Source organism: Photobacterium sp. J15 (assembly GCF_963870815.1).
GTDB classification, from domain to species: Bacteria; Pseudomonadota; Gammaproteobacteria; order Enterobacterales; family Vibrionaceae; genus Photobacterium; species Photobacterium marinum.
The window spans coordinates 542,205-562,533 of sequence record NZ_CAWMUI010000002.1; the positions used below are offsets into that span (position 1 = coordinate 542,205).

The following is a 20,329-nucleotide window of genomic DNA, read 5'->3' on the forward strand; positions in this document are numbered from 1 at the left end:
TATTTGAGGGTTATTTCGTAACAACTTGTAGTTCAGGTCGATTTTTGAACTGTTCCAGCGCCTGAGGGTTGGCTAATGCCCCGACATTCTTTACCGGTTGGTGATGAACAATATTGCGAACAGCCAGTTCTACCAATTTGCCTGATTTGGTTCGTGGGATGTCACTGACTTCGAGGATAACAGCCGGTACGTGGCGGGGCGAGCAGTGCTCGCGGATCTGTTGGCGGATCCTGGCTTTGAGTTCATCACCCAGCTCATAACCTTCAGACATTTGTACAAAGAGTATGATCCGGACATCATTTTCCTGATTCTGACTGATAACGACAGAGTCGGTAATTTCTTTTAGCGGATTAACCTGACGGTAGATTTCCGAGGTGCCTATCCTGACGCCGCCCGGATTAAGTACTGCGTCTGAGCGGCCATAGAAAATCATACCGCCTGTTTCGCTTAGCTCGACATAGTCGCCGTGATGCCAGACACCCTTGAACCGACTCCAGTAGGCGCTGTGATAGCGACTGTCGTCCGGGTCGTTCCAGAACCCGATTGGTTGATTGGGAAAACTATTGCAGCAAACCAGTTCGCCTTGCTGTTTAAACAAGGCATGCCTGTTGTCATCGAATACCTGCACATCCATGCCAAGTGCGCGTCCTTGACATTCACCTCGATAGACAGGGTTGAGCGGGTTCCCGATAGCAAAACAGCCGCAAATGTCCGTACCGCCTGAAATTGAAGCCAGTTGTATGTCGGATTTAACAGAGTTGTAGACATAGTCGAATTGCTCCGGTGCCAGAACCGAACCTGTAGAGCATAAGGTGTTAAGCGATGTCAGGTTGTGGCTTTGTGCTGGCTGACAGCCTTGTTTTTCCAATGCTTCCAGGTATTTTGCTGATGTGCCGAACAGGCTGATTTGTTCTTGTTCTGCCATGTCCCACAACACTTTATCGTCAGGGTAGAAAGGTGAGCCGTCATACAGGACAAGTGTCGCTCCGGAAGCTAGCCCGCTGACCATCCAGTTCCACATCATCCAGCCACAGGTGGTGAAATAGAACAGCCGCTCACCGGGTTTGATATTGCAGTGGAGCTGGTGTTCTTTGAGGTGGTTGAGCAAGGTTCCGCCGGTGTTGTGAATAATACATTTGGGCTTTCCCGTGGTTCCCGACGAATAAAGGATGTAAAGCGGGTGATTAAAAGGTACTGGCTGGAAATTAATGGTCTGTGCCGGGTATTGCTCAAGTAGATCCGGCCATAAAGTGATTTCGTATCGCCCACTGTCTGAACTAAGGTTTCCCGTAAGTTCAGTTTTTTTATTTTCTCGCTCGGTAAAAGGAATGACGAGAAGCTGTTCAATAGAAGGAAGCTTTTCTAATATCGCCTTCGTGTTGTTTAGGCCTGAGTGAACGTTACCGTTATAGAAGTAGCCGTCTGCGCAAATGAATACCTTGGGGGCGGTTTGACCGAAACGCTCGACAACGCTGTCGACGCCGAAATCCGGTGATGTGGATGTCCATATTGCTCCCAGTGAAGTTGTCGCCAGCATGGCAACGATGGCCTGAGGAATATTGGGTATATAAGCGGCGACTACATCGCCTTGTTTAATACCTTTGTCTGCAAGGAAAGCTGCTACCTGAGAAGTCTGGCGGTACAGTCGTTGCCAGCTCAGATGTTGCCTACGATGCGGATCCCCTTCACAATGGAAAATGATGGCATCAGCTGCGGCATGCCGGTTCCAGCCTTTCAGTAGGTTTTCAGCAAAGTTAAGCGTCGAGTGGGGAAACCACTGGGTTTCTTTGGCCGGTAATTTGCTGTGCGGTGGACAGAAAGTCAGAGGCGGGCATTTATTCCCAATGACCTGACTGAAATCCCACACCATATCCCAAAACTCTTCGCTGTTTTCGACAGACCAACGGTGGAGCTGGTTGTAGTCGTGGAACAGGGTATCTTTTTTCTCACTCAGTTCGACCATGAACTGGTACAGCAGGCTGTCATGGATGCGATCTTTCTCCGGCATCCACATGATTTGTGCTGGTTCACTGGCTTGTGCCTGAAATACCAATTTGTCACCGTTCTCTGCCATAGCGGGATCCTTGCTATTTTTGGTTATCCGGATGAGCTTTTACAAAGGCGTCCAATTGTTGGCAATGTGACTCGATCGCCAACAGGGTCGGGTAAGGACTGACATCAAAATGAAAGCGTCTTGCATTGTAGAGTTGCGGGATCAGGCAGATATCGGCCATTGTTGGTGTACTGCCGAAGCAAAACGGATGACTGTGGCCGCGAAGCAGACCCTCAAGGGCATGAAATCCCCGATTGAGCCAGTGGTGATACCAGATCATTTTCTCGTTCTGGTTCACACCGAATTCACTGTCTAGGTAGTTCAGCACTCGCAGGTTGTTAAGCGGGTGAATATCACAGCTCACCGTTAGGGCGACTTCCCGGCATTTTGCTTTGTCCCAGTGGGATTCCGGGAGAATCGGCGGTGATGGATAAACTTCCTCCAGGTACTCCATAATTGCCAGCGACTGGCCGAGCAGGCCGAGCTCTGTTTCCAGCCCCGGTACTTGGCAGCTCGGGTTGAGCGCGGAATAGCGGGCGCTGTTTTGTTCGTCATCAGCCAGAGAAATATTGCATTTCTCGTAGGTCAGTCCTTTAAGGTTTAATGCAATCCGCACCCGGTAAGAGGCTGAAGAGCGGTAGTAATCGTATAGTTTCATCAGTCACCGCCTGTTTTAATGTGGTTTATGGTGATCCAGGTCTTCATTGTGGTAACGGTGTTCATAGCGCACGACCTGCTGGTCAATGGCGCCGAAAATTGAGTGGCCGTTGTCATCAAACATTTCGATTCTTACTTTGTCGCCAAAGCGCATAAACGGTGTCTGAGCTTCTCCGTGATCAATCGTTTCCAGCATTCGTCGTTCAGCAAGGCAACAGGAGCCAACGCTTTTGTCTTTGTTGGAAACGGTGCCTGAGCCAATGATGGTGCCGGCATTCAGTTTCCGGCTTTTAGCTGCATGCTGGATAAGTTCGGCAAAATTAAAAGTCATATCGGTGCCGGCATGGGGCTGGCCGAACAAAGTTTCGTTGTAATGGACGGTCAGGCGGTGATGTACCCGATAGTCGTACCAGCGGTCACCCAGTTCGTCAGGGGTGACGGCTACCGGAGAGAAAGATGACGCCGGTTTCGACTGGAAGAAACCAAAACCTTTCGCCAGTTCGGCCGGGATCAGGTTGCGCAGCGAAACATCATTGACAAGCATCAGTAGCTTGATATGGCCGTGGACTTCTTCGGTGCGGATGCCCATGTCTATGTCATCAGTGATAACGGCAATTTCCGCTTCAAAGTCGATTCCCCAATTCTCATCGGCAACTTCGATATTCTGTGTCGGTGAAAGAAAAGCATCAGACATACCTTGGTACATCAGCGGATCGGTCCAAAAGGATTCCGGCATTTCAGCGCCGCGGGCTTTGCGAACCAACTCAACGTGATTAACGTAAGCACTGCCGTCGGCCCATTGATAGGCGCGTGGTAGGGGAGAAGCGCAAAGTTTCGGGTTGAACGGGAATACATCATGGGCAACACCGTCGTTAAGGTTGCGGTACAAGTGCTGCAAGTCACCTTCAACCTGATCCCAGTTATCAAGGGCGAACTGCAGAGTCGGTGCAATGTCATGGGCATGAACGGCTTGGGTGAGATTTCTTGAGACAACAATAAGTTGTCCATCACGGCCGTGATTCAGGGAAGCAAGTTTCACGCTCGACTCCTTATTTACAATGTAAATTTTTTCGGCGGTTCTTATTCCATTTGGGACTACTTAATCTTTCTGTCGCCATGAATAAACATAGTCTTTGTTTTCAGCGTCTTCAGGTAAATCGGCAATTTCCAACGGCCAGCGGGTATCAATCATCACAGCCACTTCGTCAGTCTCTTTTTTGGGATTTTCCATGCTGGTTGCCAGTGCTTTCGGGTGTGGGCCATGCGAGAAGCCACATGGGTGGTGGGTGATCATACCGGCTTCAATATTGTCACGGCTGAAGAAATTCCCCTTGTGGTAGAACAGCACTTCATCGTAGTCGTCATTGTTATGGTAGAAAGGCACTTTCAGCGCCTGAGGATCGCTTTCGATCGGACGCGGTACAAAAGTGCAAATGACGAAACCGTCAGCGACAAACGTTGTATGTGCTGATGGCGGTAAGTGATAGCGGTGGCTCATTAGTGGCCTGATATCCCGCCAGTTGAGTTTGAATGCCGTCAGGTTGCCTTTCCATCCCTGAGCATCAAGTGGGTTGTAGGGATAGGTGATGGTATTCATGGTATTGCGGGCTTTCAGCATAACCTGCCATTGCTGGTTGTTATTCTGCTGAGCTAAGAAGGCATCATCTATACGGGCATAATCGAGGATTGCGGGGTCATAAACGGCATGCTGACCGACAAGGCCACGTTCGGCCATCTGATAACTGCTGTTTGTTGCTTCAATCAGCAGGAGTGTCACCGGTGAGTTCACTTCAATTCGCCAGCTGGTTGCTCTGGGAAGAACAACATAATCGCCATCGCGGAACTGCAGATGACCGTAATCGCAAAACAGCTGACCGTTGCCTTTATGTACAAAAAGTATTTCGTCACCATCTCCGTTTCGGACTAGGTGAACCATATCCTGCGAACAGTTCCACACCCGCATTTTCAGATTGTTGTTATACAGAATCAGAGAGGCATCCCAGGGGGATTCGCCTGGCTGATTGAGTTTGGTTGTGTCTATTGCCCGCGGTCGCAGCGGACCTTCCCATGCTGTCCATCCGGTCGGTGGATTTGCATGGTACATATGGCTGGCTGGGCCGAAGAAACCTTCCTTTCCGCATTCCCGCTCATAAGTTCCTTCTGGCAAATCACAGTGAGCCTGCCGTGACGCTTCTCCTTCAATTATCGGAAACTGAAACCAGTGCCGCATAACCTGATCCTCGGTTATCGCTGACCTGCGTTCATGCAGGTTAACTTTATGTTAACTCGATACGTAAAATCTGGTCGAGCACAGCCAAACAGGCAACTTATAAGAGAGTTTATTGTTGTTTTTTGTGTGCCGATAATTTTACAAATTCGCTGGGTTCACAAGAATATTCAGGCCGTCAGAGGCAGATGTGAGTTGGCGTGGATAACACCGTTGAGATTCTCAATATTAAAAAGCGATGTAAAAATAATGTTACATTCGGCTTTTGCCAGATCGAAAGCCGAAGGTTCATACTTTGTCAGTGTTGCTCCTAACCTTAATAAAGACAGTGACTTTTCTTTGTTTCTGTTTGAGGAAAGAATCGAATAACGCCATGGAAAGGCTTACTGACAGCAAAAAATGTAAAGTGGGTTTTTTATGGGTACTGCGACGAAATACGTATCAAAAAAGCCGGATGAAAACGGCTTTATTCACTGGTCTGAAGAAGAGAACCGGGTTTGGCATGATCTGGTAACCCGTCAGCTAAGTGTCATTGAAGGACGGGCGTGTGAAGAATATATCAACGGATTACGCCTGCTGGATTTACCTCGGGATCGGGTTCCGCAGTTGGAAGAAATTAACTGCGTGCTAAGGAAGACGACAGGCTGGGAGTGCGTTGAGGTGCCGGCATTGATCGACTTCGATCGTTTCTTCAGTTTGCTTGCGGCCAAGCGTTTTCCGGTTGCGACGTTCCTGCGTCGGCGGGAAGAATTTGACTACTTGCAGGAGCCGGACTTTTTCCATGAGGTCTTCGGGCACTGCGCGATGCTGACTAATCCGGCGTTTGCTGAATTTACTCATACGTATGGTCGTTTGGGGTACGAGGCCAGTAAGGAAGACAGGGTATATCTTGCGCGTTTGTACTGGTTTACCGTTGAGTTTGGTTTGCTTCGTCATAACGGGGATATCAGGATTTACGGTGGCGGGATTTTATCGTCACCGGGTGAGACCGAATATGCGGTAACCAGTGATAAGCCGGAATATCGCGAGTTTGACACGGTTGATATTATGCGCACGCCTTACCGGATAGACATCATGCAGCCTATATACTTTGTCATTGATGATATCGGGCAGCTTTATGAGCTGGCCCGACAGGACATTATGGGCATGGTGCAGCAGGCGAAATCCCTGGGGTTACATGCACCTGTATTTCCACCGAAAAACAACAAGGAGACAACGGGAGATTATGTCTGAATTACATCAACTCAAGTGTGAGGCCTGCCATGTCGGGGCACCGATGCTGACTGACAGGGAAGTGATTGAGCTTTCTCAGAGTGTGCCTGAGTGGGACGTATATAACCGGGATGGAATCAACCAGCTGGAGCGGGAGTATAAGTTCAAGAATTTTAAACAGGCTTGGATGTTTACTGACAAAGTAGCCGAGCTGGCAGAGGAGGAATTTCACCACCCGGCGATAACTCTGGAGTGGGGCAAAGTGACGGTATGCTGGTGGAGTCATTCTGTAAAAGGCTTGCACCGAAATGACTTTATCTGTGCCGCTAAAACGGATATTGCTTACCTGTCATTGAATAATCAGGATTTGGCGAAGGAGTAGATCGGAGTCGCAACGAATGAGATAAGTACCCATATTATCAATATGGGAATGCGTTTATTAACTATACTGATTATTAGTGGCGCTTGTGCTTATTTCCTTTCAGGTTATTGATATCAGTTGTTTGTTTCATCGGAAAAGTTAAAGTTTGCTTATTTGTGCATATCAAAAACTAGACGTTCACTTTATCTTGTTGACTTAGCCTCCTGTTCCGGGAGGTTTTTTATTTCATACTGCCTATCATCTTATTACAAGCTTAATGACAGGCCATGACTGTACTGAAAACGTGATAAACAGCGGCTATTCAATAACTTTGTCTCACCTTGCCTGATGGTATTTCGCAGACTTTTCCTATACTGATTTGAAAAGGCGGAGCGAAGACCGATCATGAGTGAACCTGCTGTATCTCAAATATATATTGCTTGCGAAGAGTGTGGCCTGGTCACTGAGCTTCCGCCGTTAGGTGACGGGCAAAAAGCATCGTGTCCCCGTTGTGGTCACACGCTGGCTAAGCATATCAGTTTGCCGCTTAAGCGCCCGCTGTCGTACGGTATTGCTTGCCTTATCATGCTGGTTCTTAGTATCAGCTTTCCGTTTATGTCCTTCAGTGTTCAGGGGATCCGGCAGGAAATTACCCTGCTGAATGCGGCTGAAATGCTTAATAACTTTGAGAATAGTCTGTTGGCTGTCTTGCTGCTGTTGACTGTGGTGATTTTGCCTGCGCTGTACATTTCTCTTGTGCTTTATCTGTATTGGCTGGCGAGACAGCGTCAAAGGGCAGGGATGCCTGAAGGGGAAAGTCTTCATAACAAACGCCTGTTTCGCACTATGTGTAGGATGGAGCCCTGGCTGATGGTCGATGTATTCCTTATAGGAGTGCTGGTCAGCTTGATCAAAATCGCTTCAATGGCAGATATCGGACTGGGTATGTCATTCTGGGCGTTTTGTATTTATACCATGCTGGTGGTTAAGTGCGTCTCCATGGTGGATCGGACCTGGCTCTGGTTGCAAATTGTGCCCATGCATCCGTTGGAAGGGGTGATGCCGGGTGACAGTCATCATTCAGTCAATCATGTCAGTTGTCATACTTGTGCTCAGCTCAATCCGTTGCCGGAAAAAGATCATGCCTTTTGTGTTCGGTGCGGGGGGCTTTTACATCCGTTCAGCCCGCAGCAAAGCTTGCAACGGTCATGGGCACTGCTGATTGCTTCGGCGATCTTTTTCATTCCTGCCAACCTGTATCCCATGATGTATACCGTCAGTCTTGGTCGATCAGAGGGTTCTACCATTATTGGCGGCATTGTCTTGCTTTGGCAGTTGGGCTCTTATCCTATTGCCGCTGTGATTTTCCTTGCCAGTGTGGTTATTCCGTTAGCTAAGATTTTTGCCCTGGGTTGGTTATATACCAATGCCCGGCGCTCAGGAGATATTGATTCCCGCCAGGCCATTCAGCGTCTGCGACTTTATCGGATGACCGAACTGATCGGGCGCTGGTCAATGATTGATATTTTTGTGGTCGCCATTCTGGTGGCGTTGGTTCAGTTACAAAACCTGATGGCTATCTATCCTGGTCCGGCGGCGCTGTCTTTTGCCTGTGTCGTGGTGTTGACCATGATATCGGCAATGGTGTTTGACCCCCGGGTATTCTGGACTGAATCAGAATCTCTCCCTCGAACGGAAGCGACTTAAGGGAATATGTTTGGCCGTAAATAATAAAGAAAAGGCTGATTATGAGTGATGGTAAGTTTGAAAAAGCAGATGTGCAGTCGATAAAGCAGATATCGTCTATCTGGCTGGTTCCGCTGATTGCTGTGGGAATCGGTATCTGGATGCTGGTTCAGTTTGCCACCAGTAAAGGGCCGGAAGTCACGCTGTACCTGAATACTGCCGAAGGGCTGGAAGTTGGCAAAACCGAAGTTAAAGCGCTGAATGTCAGGGTTGGGGTGATTAGCGATGTGCGACTTAATGACGATTATAGTGCCATCATTGCTACCGCTCAGATCGATAAAGATGCTGCTCGGATGCTGAGGGAAGATACCCTGTTCTGGGTGGTAAAACCCCGTATTGGTAAAGAAGGTGTGTCTGGGCTTGAAACCTTGTTATCCGGGGCTTATGTCCAGCTTCAGCCGGGGGTAGCCAAAGAGGAGAAGTATGAGTTTGATGTACTGGAGGTTCCGCCAGTAGCGCCTCCTGACGCTAAAGGCTTACGCTTGATGCTTTATCACAAGGAAGCCGGAAAACTTGGAGTCGGCGACCCTGTATTGTATGAAGGATTTACTGTCGGCCGGGTTGAGAAAGTCACTTTTGATCCTGAAGCGAAAAAGGCCAATTATCAGCTGTTTATTTTTGAGCCTTATGACAGCTTAATTCGTAAGAAAACCCGTTTCTGGCTGACATCCGGCGTTGATTTAAAAATGTCTGCTGAAGGGTTCAGTATGCAAATTGGCTCTATTGAATCGTTGATCACCGGCGGTGTTAGTTTTCGGGTGCCCAGAGGAAATGAGCCCGGAGAGCTGATCACCAAAGATTTTTCTCGCTTTCGGCTTTATAACAATCTCAAACAGGTACGTGAACGTTTTTTCGATGAGTATCTGGAATATGTCATGTTGTTTGATGAATCGGTACGGGGACTGAATCCGGGAGCGCCGGTGGAGTATCGCGGGATCCGGATCGGAACGGTCAGGAAAGTGCCTCTTGAGTTACCGAGCGACAGGGATGGTTTCTCCAATCGTCAGATCCCTGTTTTAGTCAGAATCGAGCTTGGACGAATATATGGTGAGGTTGAAGAGGAAGCTTTGCCAAGGCTCAAGGAAAGCCTGGAGAAGGAGTTCAGGTTGGGTCTGCGAGCGTCTCTGAAAACCGGAAGCTTATTAACCGGTGCCTTACTGATAGATACCGAGGTATACCCGGAAGAACCAATGCCGGAATTAAGGCAATATCGAAAGTACGATATCTTCCCGACTAAAGCTGGTGGTTTTGCTCAGATTCAAAAACAGCTAACAGCAATATTGACCAAAATCGAAAAACTTCCGGTTGAAGATACTATTAGCAGTCTGAATAAGAGCCTTAATGCGTCGCAAAGGTCATTGCTGGCTGCTGAAAGAACGGCCAATGAGCTTACTAAGGTATTAGCGCAGAGAGAGACAAGAGCATTGCCCGGTGACATTCGTCAGACTTTGCAGCAAATTCAGGAAACTCTGAAAGGCTTTAGCCCTGATGCGGAGCCTTATCGAAATCTTGAGCAAGCTCTGGGGCGCTTTGAGCAGGTGATGTTGGAGTTACAACCGGTTCTTAGGCAGCTTAATGAAAAGCCGAATTCATTAATATTTACCGGGGAGAAGCCGAAAGATCCGATTCCGGTTAAGGGGGCTCAGTAATGTGCAAGGGATTTATTTTTTCGTTGATGATAGCTGGGATGCTGGTTGGTTGTAGTAGTCAACCTGAAGCTGTCAGTACCTCTTATCTGCTGCCGCCTTCAGCTCAGAGTGTAAATGTACAGGAAGCGAACATGCAGCAGTTTGTTACTCGTGGTAAACATCAGCCTCTGCTGGTGGTTCGTCCGGTTGAAATGGCAGAGCACTTGTCGGGAACTGGTCTTGTCTATCAGATGAGTGAAACCGAGGTGGTACAAGCACAACAAAATTTATGGGCTGAGTCGATCAGCAGGCAACTTACTCGCAGGATAAATAAAGACTTACGCTATAAGCAGAGCCGTTATTGGTCGACTGAGTTGACACCAGCGTTAACAGTATCGGACTCGCCGCGTTTGCAGGTGAAGCTCAGTCAATTTAATGGTCACTATACAGGTATGGCGAAACTGGCCGGAGAATGGTTGTTGCTGGACAGTGACGGTGAGCTGAAGGGCGTTTATCCGTTTGCTTTTCAGGTTCCGCTTGATCAGGAGGGTTACGACGCACAGGTTAAAGCGTTGTCTGAAGGTGTGGATCGACTAACGACCCAGATAGCACAGCGATTGTCCATTAATGCGTTATGAGCTAAGGCATTGTGAATTGATAAGGATTATACGCTTTGAAAACATAGAGCCCGCTATATTGGAACAGGAAGTCGAATAGCGGGCCTTTTGTGAATGGGGTATTTGTTGCTCTGCTTATTTTTGCTGGAGACGGTAGTAGCCGTTGACCCAGCATTCGGGCAGGTTTTCTCCTGATGGGAAGGAAAGGTTATGCTTGTCGACAGTCACAGGCTCAGCGAGATCTTCACCTGATTGGTATTGAACAGTCACATGTTGTGAGAAAGGATTGACCAGCGATGCCATATCGACAACATCGACCAGATCTCCAGTGCGCGCTTCTTTTAAAAACATACCAGAAATCTCCACCGTTAAATAATGATTGATTGGTTAACGGTTTAAGTATGGTCGATTTTGCTTTCTTTGCGGGCAAATGCCTTGCTGTATACCGTGAATACTTATAGCTCAATTACTTGTATCTCAATAATTCGCTCTAGTTAACTGAATGAGTTGTATCCGGTGTTTATGATGTTATGTCATAACTTTGGCAAAACAGTGGAGACAAGATGAGCCGTTATTATTGGGGGGTAGACCTAGGTGGCACCAAAATCGAGTGTGCTGTGATGTCCCGTGATGATGATCAGTGCATCGTACGCGAACGGATTGCGACTGAAGGTGAGCACGGTTATGAACATGTGCTGCAGCGGATTAAGTCACTGATCGACATATGTGCGGAGAAGGTTGGGGAATATCCTGAACGAGTTGGTTTTGGTACTCCGGGAGTGTTGGATCCGCAAACCGGCGTCATGAAGAACTGTAACTCCACTTCGCTCAATGGCAAGGCACTTGATAAACATTTGGCTAGCTTGTTAGGTGTTCCGGTAAAACTGGCTAATGATGCGAATTGTTTTGCTTTGGCTGAAACGCATCTTGGCGTTGTTAAACAGGTTAAGCCGGATGCCGAGGTGGTCTTCGGTATTATCATGGGCACAGGCGTGGGCTCCGGTATCGTCGTGAACGGTAAGGTGCTTTACGGATGCCATGGTATTGCCGGAGAGTGGGGGCACAACGTACTGGAAGCGAACGGCGAGCCTTGTTACTGCGGAAAGCATGGTTGTCTGGAAACTGTTATTTCTGGCAAAGGGCTGGAAGCCCATTATCAAAAACTGGCGCAACGCACATTAAGTTTGCCGGAAATTGTTGAACAGGCTGAATTGGGTGAGAGTTTTGCGCAACATACAGTTACCCGTTTAATTGAAAAGTTCGGTCTTGCAGTTGCGCAAATCATTAACGTGATTGACCCGGATGTGATTGTTGTTGGTGGCGGTGTCGGTAATATCGATGCGCTGTATGAATACGGCCCCAAAGCAATAGAACGACACCTGTTTAATCCTGTTTTGAACACCCTAATCGTAAAACCTGCATTGGGTGACAGCGCTGGCGTATTTGGTGCGGCTATGTTAGTGAAATAGCGGTTGATGAAATAACTGCCTGTAAAATAATGTCTTATGGAATGGCTCTGTAGTTGAAAGAAAAAAGAAGAGGCATTTGGCCTCTTCTTTTTTGTTTGCTGTAATGATGAATATGTCCTAGAAGACAAAGTTCAACATGAGGGTATAAAGCTGTGCATCTTTATCTTCACCGATGGCTTTCGCCGGAATGACAAACTGTCCAGTGTTAAACCGATTGTAATCATCGCTATCCATATAGACACCCTGCCACTCAGCATTCAGTGAGATGGAGTAGGTTATGTCGTAGCGAACACCGGCGGTGATGCTGCTGGATTTACGCCTGTGGTGGCTTTCACCATAGACGAGGTACGGTGTGAATTCACCTATGTGATACGCTCCGCTCAGATACCAGTTAGCCTGTGTGTTGTCGGCCTGAATTTCAGCCATAAAGTGCCAGTTGTCAGGCGCGTATTCAGCTCCAAGGGTATAGATATTTAATTTGCTGAATGGCTCCGTCCGCGGAATCATCTCAAATTGAGTATGCATAAAACCGAAATGAACCCGGTAATTAAATCCACTGACATCAAGCGCTATACCAGCAACCAGATCGGTATCAAATGTAATCTTGTCCGGACCAATTTCAGTGGTGTTGTCTCTTTCGAAACCATAGTAAGGTGACACTGTCACAGCAGTGTCATCCGAAATGTCAGTTTCCCACCTGACAGAAAGTCCGTCATAGAAGGTAAAGCCCAGAATTGAGTCATATACTTCCTGAGGCGGGCGGCTCCATGTATAGGCTTGTCCGACATAATAGTATTGTGATGCAAGGAACAATGGGATCCTTAATCTTCCGCCTTCGAAAGTCAGATCATCATATTGATAAGCAAGATAAGCCCATTCCAACTCGGGATCTGACCAGTTATCCTGAGGACGTTTCACCAGTTGAATTGAAGCATTCAGCTCATCAGTTATTAACCAATCAGCTTGTAAGCCGAAAATGGTATCGCAGTCGTAGCAGGTCTCGTCACTGATTTCCCGATGAACAAACAACGGTGTGCTGTTATCAGATTTTGTTATCGATGTTGAGCCAAAGCCGCTGACAGAAAAGTTATCGGTGATTTCAATAGCCGCGAAAGATGTGCTGGTGAAGCTGAAAAGAATGAGCGTGAATATTTGAGAAAGTTTCATCATCTTACTCTCCCTGTAAGATTGTGATGAGGATATTGGCATTTTCCGGAACGGTACTGACAGGCGCATAGGCTATGCCATTAGGATGGTCATTTAACCATTCCAGAATATCTTTTATGTCATCACTATTGAGTTCTTCTGGCGGTGTGCCTTTACCCGAGAATGAGAGACTGGCCCAATACCCATTCATTTGTGAAATAGATTTCCCGAGTAACATACTGTAGAAATCTTCCCGTAAGATTGATGTTTCCGGCAAATCCACCAATACAATCTTAATGCTGCCATTTAACTTTTTTGTTCTCCCCTTGTAGAGCATTCGGGCTTTACTTTTTGTGAGCTGAGGTAATTCCTTATTCATTGAGAACACGGCAAACTCAACATACTTGTCATTACTTGTAGCCGATGATGCAGAAAAGGATGGAAACAAAAAAGCTCCCAACATGGAAAGTAAGGCGATCAAAGTATTATTTTTCAGTCCATTGCACATCGAAAAATCCAATTTGATAAATATATCCTGCTATAAATAATAGTATACAAATATGCACAGACAAATAGGCAAAATAGGTTCGAGTTCAAGGAGAAGATATGAGCCTGTTAAACAGAATATCGATAAAAACAAGGCTTTTGTTATTAGTTGTGGTACCGCTCACATTTTCTTCGTTATTTACCGGTGTTGAACTAAAAGAACTTTATGGGAAATTGCAGTCATTAAATATAATGTCTGCTCAAATCCAACTTCTCGATGAAACTTTAATATTTGCATCATCAATTCATGAACTGAGAACAGATAAACTTCACAATATTGAAAATAAAGAAGCACAGCTGCAAGCAAGAGAAGCAGCAACTCATTATTTGGATATAAGTAAGAAGTCATTGGCTCAACCCGGCAAAGACAGTGCAATTGCTGTCTCACACGATATGTTTAATGCGCTGGATGACTATGGCAATGTCAGTTTTAATGAGGTTTACGACTGGTCTAACTGGGCCGGTGATGTTGTTGAGCAGTCGCTTAAAAACCTTGAAAAGAACGCTGTGGAGACTGGTGTCCGTGAAATTGAGCAAAAACTGCAAGTGTTATATCAGTTACAGTGGTTGAAATTCTGGGCGCAGCAGGAAAACTGGTATGTACATTTATTGATAGATCGTGTGTCTGTAGATGAAAGTGAAGTAAAACCACTGATAGCAACTATTATTGAGAACCAACAACTTTTCATTGAGCGTTATTTGTCGATCAGCGCAAGTCCTGAGCAGATTGAGTTGCTTAGTAAGACCTTTATTCACCCGGCCTTTGCAAATAGTTATAGATTACGTAATGCGATTTTAAATGGTGAAGTGACTGAAGAAGTGCATCAATTCGGAATGAATGCTTTTAATGAGCGATTCAGGTTAATTCAGTTCGTAGTATATGAGGTCAGCAATCAATTAGTTTCTGAAATAAAACAAACCACAGCAAAAACCAAGAATATGATGTGGATCTATGTCGGCATTTTGTCATTGTCTTTGGTTTTTATTTGTTTTCTTGGTGTTAGCCTTTCAAGACGGATCATTACTTACCTGATTCATGTTCTTAATGTTATGGCGCGAATAGAAAATGAGCCTGAACGACATATTAAGGTGAGGGAAGACGGCCGCGATGAATTTACAATTTTCTCTAAACAGCTGAACTTGTTGATTGAAGAGCGTTGCCGAAACCGGGATATTCTTCTTAATGCTAAAGAGGAAGCGGAACAAGCTAATATAGCCAAGAGTTCCTTTCTGGCTAATATGTCTCATGAAATTCGTACACCACTCAATGGCATTATCGGGATGTCCGGCATTCTAGCTGATACAAAGTTGACTGCTGCACAGTTCGAATATCTGCAAACGATCGAAACTTCATCTCAGACGCTGCTACTGCTGATTAATGACATTCTGGACTTATCGAAAATTGAGTCAGGAAATCTGGTTCTGGCTCCGAACGAATGTAATATCAGGGAAGTTGCTTATGACACAACAAGTATCGTTTTGACTAAAGCAGCAGATGCTCATAACGATCTTAGGCTAATGCTTGATCCTGATATTCCTGAGCAGGTGATGCTGGATGAGCATCGGCTACGTCAGGTATTGATGAACTTAATGTCTAATGCGGTTAAATTCACTGAAAATGGTATGGTGACGCTAGCCATAGACTGTCAGCTTAAAGGTAATCATAAAGCTGACCTAACTTTTTCTGTCATGGATACCGGAGTTGGTATTGCCGGGGATAAGCAGAACCAGATTTTTGCGCCGTTTGTTCAGGAAGATGGCTCGATTACCCGACAGTTTGGCGGAACAGGGCTTGGACTGACGATTTGTCGTCAGTTAGTTGAACTTATGGGAAGTGAGATTCAATTATTCTCCGAGAAAGATGTTGGCAGTAATTTTTACTTCTCAATGGAGGTTGACGTTGTAGAGGAAAGTGCTGAACCAGCTTCAGACTTAGTTGGATACCGTTGTCTTTTGATAACAGATGACCGCCATGGCGGTGCTTGTGATATTGCCCTTGAATGTGAAAAATGGGGCATGAGCTGCGATAACATTAAATCCACAACTCAACTTGAACCTAACTCTGATGATTACGATTTTGTCCTGTATTGCCCTCATGAACGATCACTGGTAACAGCAGAGCTGTCTGCCATTCGTCAGCGATTAACTCATTCCGCATTAATCCTGTGTTGCCATCATTACCGTGAGAGTCATGATTTTGGTTCAGATGTTGACGGTATCGTAATGCTACCTTTGTTGGGAAGCCGTTTTTACAATGCACTGAAGTCGGCAAAAACTGTTCGGGCAATGCCGGACGGAGTGAAAGTTGATGCGGTGATGAAATCTGAAACTATGGTTCCCACAGGCACTGTAGAAAACGTGATAGAAGAAATATCAGATATCCCTCAAAGTGATCTTGTTCTGGTTGTTGAAGATAATCTGGTAAATCAGAAAGTGGCTTCTCTGTTTCTTAAAAAAGCCGGATATCAGTACGAGGTTGCTAATAATGGTCAGGAAGCTCTGGATGCGGTTAAGCAGGGTAAACGCTATGGTGCTATTTTGATGGATTGTATGATGCCTGTAATGGATGGTTTCACTGCAACACAAGAGATCCGGCGCTGGGAGCATGAGGCTAAAACTGGCTATCGGTTACCAATTATTGCGCTTACAGCCAGCGTTTTGGATGAAGACATTAATAGGTGTTTTGATGTCGGTATGGATGATTACGTCGCGAAACCCTTTAAGAAAGAGGTGTTGTTACAGAAACTGGAGCAGTGTACACAGCTTGTTTAGTAACGATTTCGGCTTTTTAGATGAGTAGTGGCTAATACATACCTAGGAAGTGCTTGTGGTGTTTGGGGGAAACAGAGGCAGAGTTCGTATCCGCTTGTGAGAGATCTCTTACAAACATGTGGGAGAATAGAATGAATATGACCAGGTTTTAACTGTCATTAAATTCAATGTTATTTAAAATCAGTTGCTTATGTTTGTTTCTTGGTTTGTTTCATTTGTTGGCAGAAAAAATTTGAGCTTGAGCCGTTGCTTAGATTCTCAATTCCCGTAATCTAAACCTTGTCGGAAGGAACTGACGGAACGGAACAGGAAAGCTGCCAGGGATTATGGCGACCTCAGGATGAGGACGGTAGATCAGGATGATTTATCGAACATGGACTGTGAAGGGACAATCGGAAGGAACCGATATGACAAGCAGGAAGTTTGTCAGTCAGGAAGACAAAACGGACCTCTTCAGGATGAAGTAAGGGACACCTCCAGGAAGGAGAAGAGAGTCGAAACAGGATGCTTCGACGGGTCAAGGTTAGACCGAAAGGATATCTCCGGGATGGGGACTAAAGGACTAAGCTGAAGGAAACAGCATAATCAAGGAATGATGCAGGGAGCACCATAGTAGCTGGATTGCTGCGAGTAAGACCTAAGGGCGCGACGAAAGTCGCGCCCGCTCTTTTTTGAGCGCTTAGAATTTTTGAGTTTCAAGATGTAAAAAACGCCGCAGATTTTGCGGCGTTTTTCGTTTTCAGGCATTTTTGTAGTTGCATTTGACTACAGGTGACTGTGAACCTACAAAAGCACAACAGCCTGTTTAGCTAGCCAGTACAGTAGTTTTGCGACGAATACTGGCAAACAGCATGTAGATTGCTGTAGCAAGCAGTACGATGAAAAAGAAATTCATCAATCCATTACTTTCTTTCATAAACTGGCTGGCACCAACAGGCCCTAATGCCGAACCGATACTGTAACTGAATAGCATTACCTGAGTTGCTGCGACAATGAACGAAGAGTCCAGGTGATCGCAAGCCAGAGTAATAGCAATTGGGTAGAGGGCAAAAGCCGACATTCCCAGCATTGCCAGAGCAATGACCATAACCAGATAATGATCTGAAACATAAGTCAGGCCGATTGCAAATACACCCAGTAAAGACATCATACCCAGCAACAATGTTTTGCTCATTTTTACGGATACTTTTCCAATTACCGGTTGGATAAGCATACCTCCCATAATAATGGCTGCCATCAATACGCTAATCTGCTCGGCATCAAGATGGTTCTGGCGTAAAGACAGTGGCATCAAGCCATAAATGCTCCCCATTACCACGCCGGAGATCAAGCAGCCAATCATAGCTGGCTTACTCAGACGGCTGATTTGTTTCAGCGACAGGCTTTGATGCTGACAGGCAGCAGGTTGTCCCTGACGAACCATTAGCGGTGGAAGTAGCGCTGTCAGCAATAGCATCAGAACCGCAATAAAAGGGCCAAAACCCTGAGTACCGATTACACCTACACCAAATTGTCCGATGGTCGTACCGCCGTAAAGGGAGGTCATGTAGATCCCAAGGCGTTTAGCTCGCTCTTCGGCACTGTCGCCAATCAACAACCAGGATTCAACCACAACAAAAATCCCGGCTACAGCCATACCTGCTATCAATCGCATTAAAAGCCAGGCATCTTTGTTAGGGAAAATTGGCTGCATTGCAACAGTAATTGCTAATAGTACAAGGAAACTGATGAATGCAAAGCGATGACCAATTTTGGCAATGACAGGCTCAATCATCATCGAACCCACTAATAAGCCAAGATAATATGTGCTGGCTAACCAACTCGCATAGTCAGTATCGATCCTAAAACTCGACAGGGACAATGGGATCAGGCTCATCAAATAGCCAGAGGCTACGGCGAATAGGGTTAGGCCCGCAACAGGTACAAAAATGCCTTCGCTTTTGCGACAAGTAGTGGAAAGTGTCACTACCTTAGTCTCCACGTAAAAATAAAAATTAATAAAAATTTGTTTACTACCAGTGATTTATGAAAGGCAGAGCAAGGCTGCCCAAAGAGCTGTAAAGCACTTCAGGGATGGTAGTAAAGCAATGTTAGAATTTGTTTTCGAACGAAAACGGGGGGAATATGAGGCTTTATTTCGCTGACGTAAAATGAGAAATTCTAATCCGATGTCGCTGTTTTATTTATCCGAGTAAAAGGCGATAAATAATCATTAGAGTTGTTTGGATTGATTCAATTTTATTGTTGAAGTTCGAGGTGAAAATCATAATAAAATTAGTGGTATATTTTGCTTTGATATCTTTTTTGAGCTCGATGTTTAAGTGAAATGCTTAGTGTTGTAAAAGATTGGATTTATGTACTTGAAAGTTTCAGCAGATTTTTGATTGAAAAAAAGATGATTTATTGAAAGTAAGGTATGTAAGTAAGACAAATAAGTATTTTTTAGCCTTCGCCACTTTTCCATTCTTATCAACAATACGTATCGTCGTGGTGCACATTTTCCTCTATATGGTGCGCTGCTGGGATGAGGTGATTGTAACTTACTGATTTTTAGTTGTGAGAAAGTTGGCACGTTACTTTCATAAAGTAAATTGCGATGGGGCTTCATCTTTTACCTGACCTCTCTCAAATTTCAGGCTGAAAGATAAGTCACCGTTGTTAGTAGGTACATAGTCACTTTGTCTAATGACGTTTCAAGTGCGGCTCCCCAGTAGCGGGGGGAGCTGCACTCTCTTTTTAGTCGGGATTTGTCTCAGTTCTTCAGTATCACAGTTTAGTTCTAAATCGCCGCCACCATCTTCTGTAGTAAACGAATCATTTCTAGTTGCTCATCTTCATCTAGTGAATCTAAGAGAGACTGGTTAACGGCAATAGGAACAGGTAGCAGTGTTTCTTTCAGATCACGCCCTTTATTAGTGAGATAAATACGAAATGAACGGCGACTATTGGGATCCGTTTGTCTTTCGACTAATCCCATTTTTTCCAGCTTATCTAGGGTACGGGTTGTCGTTGAATTTTCCACCTTGGACTTTTGCGCAATTTCGCGCTGGGTGATCCCTTCCTCTTCCCATAAGCACATCATTGTCGGCCAGAGTGCTACTGTCAGTCCGTGCTTTTTCAGCTCGGTGTCAAATTGTTTGGATGCCTTATTTGCAACAACATTAATCATCCATCCAAAACTTTTCTGGCGGTCAAACTCTACGCTCATCTATCCATCTCACATTAGGGAAACTGCAATAATTGCAATAGTAACTAATACGGAGGGAACAAGCACTAATAGTGCTCGGCTATTTTGTGCCATTTCAACATCCTGGCCTGCAAGTTGGTTTTGTACACCACTGACCATTGCCCATACCAAAGGTTTAGAGCAAAGCTTATAGACCAGTATGGCTAAAAGATGGATTGCAATAAGTACAGGTAACAGACGAGCCAGTACTAGGTGAATAGCAAATATGGCATCAAAGACAGGGTCGTCGAGTAAGGATTCAATCAAAGGAACAGTATCGAAAAATCCTGCAATGATGAGACCGGAAACACATTGAAGCAATAACATTGAAATCATGAGCATCACCATCCATCCGCCTGCAGGATTATGGCCGGGACGAGCAGGAAACTTTCCACGTAGATAAAGGATGACCTGTTTCGGTGAGCGTAAAAATTGACGAAAACGGCTTGTTTCGCTACCGATAACCCCCCAGCCTAACCGCCAGATAACCAAGGTAAAAAGTATTAATCCCAGATAAATATGTGGTCCGTTATTGCTAAAACCGCTGGCAAGCAATCCGATAAATAAGATGGCTTGAAGCCAGTGGTATATACGAGTTGGTAAGTCCCAGACTTTCATGATTTGAGCTCCAATAGTTCGATTCAGCGTAAAATAAAGATTGCACAAATT

Annotated in this window: 17 protein-coding genes; 7 read left to right on the forward strand and 10 right to left on the reverse strand. The window is 45.6% G+C overall.

Translation table 11 applies throughout. The annotated features are described in order from the left end of the window. Positions 1 to 10 precede the first annotated feature (10 nt). From AACQ93_RS19310 to AACQ93_RS19325, 4 genes are read right to left on the reverse strand one after another with little or no spacing between them, the layout of a single operon-like run. Complete coding sequence (locus AACQ93_RS19310) at positions 11 to 2,074, reverse strand: acetoacetate--CoA ligase (protein WP_084419330.1); 2,064 nt, start codon at positions 2,072 to 2,074, stop codon at positions 11 to 13. A gap of 13 nt (positions 2,075 to 2,087) precedes the next feature. Beyond that, positions 2,088 to 2,711 (reverse strand): maleylacetoacetate isomerase, encoded by a 624-nt coding sequence (gene maiA, locus AACQ93_RS19315; RefSeq protein ID WP_007464183.1) that lies wholly within the window; start codon positions 2,709 to 2,711, stop codon positions 2,088 to 2,090. A 15-nt stretch (positions 2,712 to 2,726) separates the two neighbouring features. Then, entirely contained in the window at positions 2,727 to 3,749 is a 1,023-nt protein-coding gene (locus AACQ93_RS19320) for a fumarylacetoacetate hydrolase family protein (protein WP_064607897.1), read from the reverse strand. A gap of 60 nt (positions 3,750 to 3,809) precedes the next feature. After that, a complete protein-coding gene (locus AACQ93_RS19325) occupies positions 3,810 to 4,940 on the reverse strand; it encodes a homogentisate 1,2-dioxygenase (protein WP_064607899.1) in 1,131 nt (376 codons plus the stop codon). Between the two features lie 414 nt (positions 4,941 to 5,354). Between AACQ93_RS19325 and phhA the strand changes: the two genes are divergently transcribed. The 5 genes from phhA to AACQ93_RS19350 all read left to right on the forward strand — a co-directional run bounded on the left by phhA (position 5,355) and on the right by AACQ93_RS19350 (position 10,522). Next, positions 5,355 to 6,170: a phenylalanine 4-monooxygenase gene (gene phhA / locus AACQ93_RS19330; RefSeq protein ID WP_064607902.1), complete on the forward strand. Its 816-nt coding sequence runs from the start codon at positions 5,355 to 5,357 to the stop codon at positions 6,168 to 6,170. Then, on the forward strand, positions 6,163 to 6,531 hold the full coding sequence (locus AACQ93_RS19335; protein ID WP_007464194.1) for a 4a-hydroxytetrahydrobiopterin dehydratase: 369 nt from the start codon (positions 6,163 to 6,165) through the stop codon (positions 6,529 to 6,531). Before phhA ends, AACQ93_RS19335 begins: the two co-directional genes overlap by 8 nt. A gap of 384 nt (positions 6,532 to 6,915) precedes the next feature. Then, positions 6,916 to 8,217, forward strand: a complete 1,302-nt coding sequence (locus AACQ93_RS19340) for a paraquat-inducible protein A (protein WP_064607904.1) — start codon at positions 6,916 to 6,918, stop codon at positions 8,215 to 8,217. A 41-nt stretch (positions 8,218 to 8,258) separates the two neighbouring features. Further along, complete coding sequence (gene pqiB, locus AACQ93_RS19345; RefSeq protein WP_064607907.1) at positions 8,259 to 9,905, forward strand: intermembrane transport protein PqiB; 1,647 nt, start codon at positions 8,259 to 8,261, stop codon at positions 9,903 to 9,905. Next, positions 9,905 to 10,522: a PqiC family protein gene (locus AACQ93_RS19350; RefSeq protein WP_064607909.1), complete on the forward strand. Its 618-nt coding sequence runs from the start codon at positions 9,905 to 9,907 to the stop codon at positions 10,520 to 10,522. The genes pqiB and AACQ93_RS19350 overlap by 1 nt, the downstream gene beginning before the upstream one ends. A gap of 114 nt (positions 10,523 to 10,636) precedes the next feature. Here the strand turns inward: AACQ93_RS19350 and AACQ93_RS19355 are convergent, their stop codons facing one another. Further along, entirely contained in the window at positions 10,637 to 10,852 is a 216-nt protein-coding gene (locus AACQ93_RS19355) for a hypothetical protein (protein WP_007464203.1), read from the reverse strand. A gap of 212 nt (positions 10,853 to 11,064) precedes the next feature. Between AACQ93_RS19355 and AACQ93_RS19360 the strand changes: the two genes are divergently transcribed. Further along, positions 11,065 to 11,970 (forward strand): ROK family protein, encoded by a 906-nt coding sequence (locus tag AACQ93_RS19360; protein ID WP_064607911.1) that lies wholly within the window; start codon positions 11,065 to 11,067, stop codon positions 11,968 to 11,970. A 117-nt stretch (positions 11,971 to 12,087) separates the two neighbouring features. Here the strand turns inward: AACQ93_RS19360 and AACQ93_RS19365 are convergent, their stop codons facing one another. Both AACQ93_RS19365 and AACQ93_RS19370 read right to left on the reverse strand, forming a co-directional pair. Continuing rightward, positions 12,088 to 13,140, reverse strand: a complete 1,053-nt coding sequence (locus AACQ93_RS19365) for a hypothetical protein (protein ID WP_157097609.1) — start codon at positions 13,138 to 13,140, stop codon at positions 12,088 to 12,090. 1 nt (position 13,141) lies between these two features. Further along, the gene (locus AACQ93_RS19370) at positions 13,142 to 13,624 is read right to left on the reverse strand and encodes a hypothetical protein (RefSeq protein WP_051035745.1); all 483 of its coding nucleotides are present in this window, start codon (positions 13,622 to 13,624) and stop codon (positions 13,142 to 13,144) included. 230 nt (positions 13,625 to 13,854) lie between these two features. On the opposite strand from AACQ93_RS19370, the gene AACQ93_RS19375 reads away from it, so the two are divergent. Continuing rightward, positions 13,855 to 16,434 carry a hybrid sensor histidine kinase/response regulator gene (locus tag AACQ93_RS19375; protein ID WP_198160206.1) on the forward strand — a complete coding sequence of 860 codons (2,580 nt, stop codon included), beginning with the start codon at positions 13,855 to 13,857 and terminating at the stop codon, positions 16,432 to 16,434. 805 nt (positions 16,435 to 17,239) lie between these two features. On the opposite strand, the gene AACQ93_RS19380 is transcribed toward AACQ93_RS19375, so the two are convergent. The 3 genes from AACQ93_RS19380 to AACQ93_RS19390 all read right to left on the reverse strand — a co-directional run bounded on the left by AACQ93_RS19380 (position 17,240) and on the right by AACQ93_RS19390 (position 20,278). Beyond that, entirely contained in the window at positions 17,240 to 18,400 is a 1,161-nt protein-coding gene (locus AACQ93_RS19380; protein WP_064607915.1) for an MFS transporter, read from the reverse strand. An 813-nt stretch (positions 18,401 to 19,213) separates the two neighbouring features. After that, entirely contained in the window at positions 19,214 to 19,642 is a 429-nt protein-coding gene (locus AACQ93_RS19385; RefSeq protein ID WP_064607917.1) for a MarR family winged helix-turn-helix transcriptional regulator, read from the reverse strand. Positions 19,643 to 19,651: 9 nt separating this feature from the next. Continuing rightward, positions 19,652 to 20,278 carry a cytochrome b/b6 domain-containing protein gene (locus AACQ93_RS19390; protein ID WP_007464219.1) on the reverse strand — a complete coding sequence of 209 codons (627 nt, stop codon included), beginning with the start codon at positions 20,276 to 20,278 and terminating at the stop codon, positions 19,652 to 19,654. Between the last annotated feature and the right edge of the window lie 51 nt (positions 20,279 to 20,329).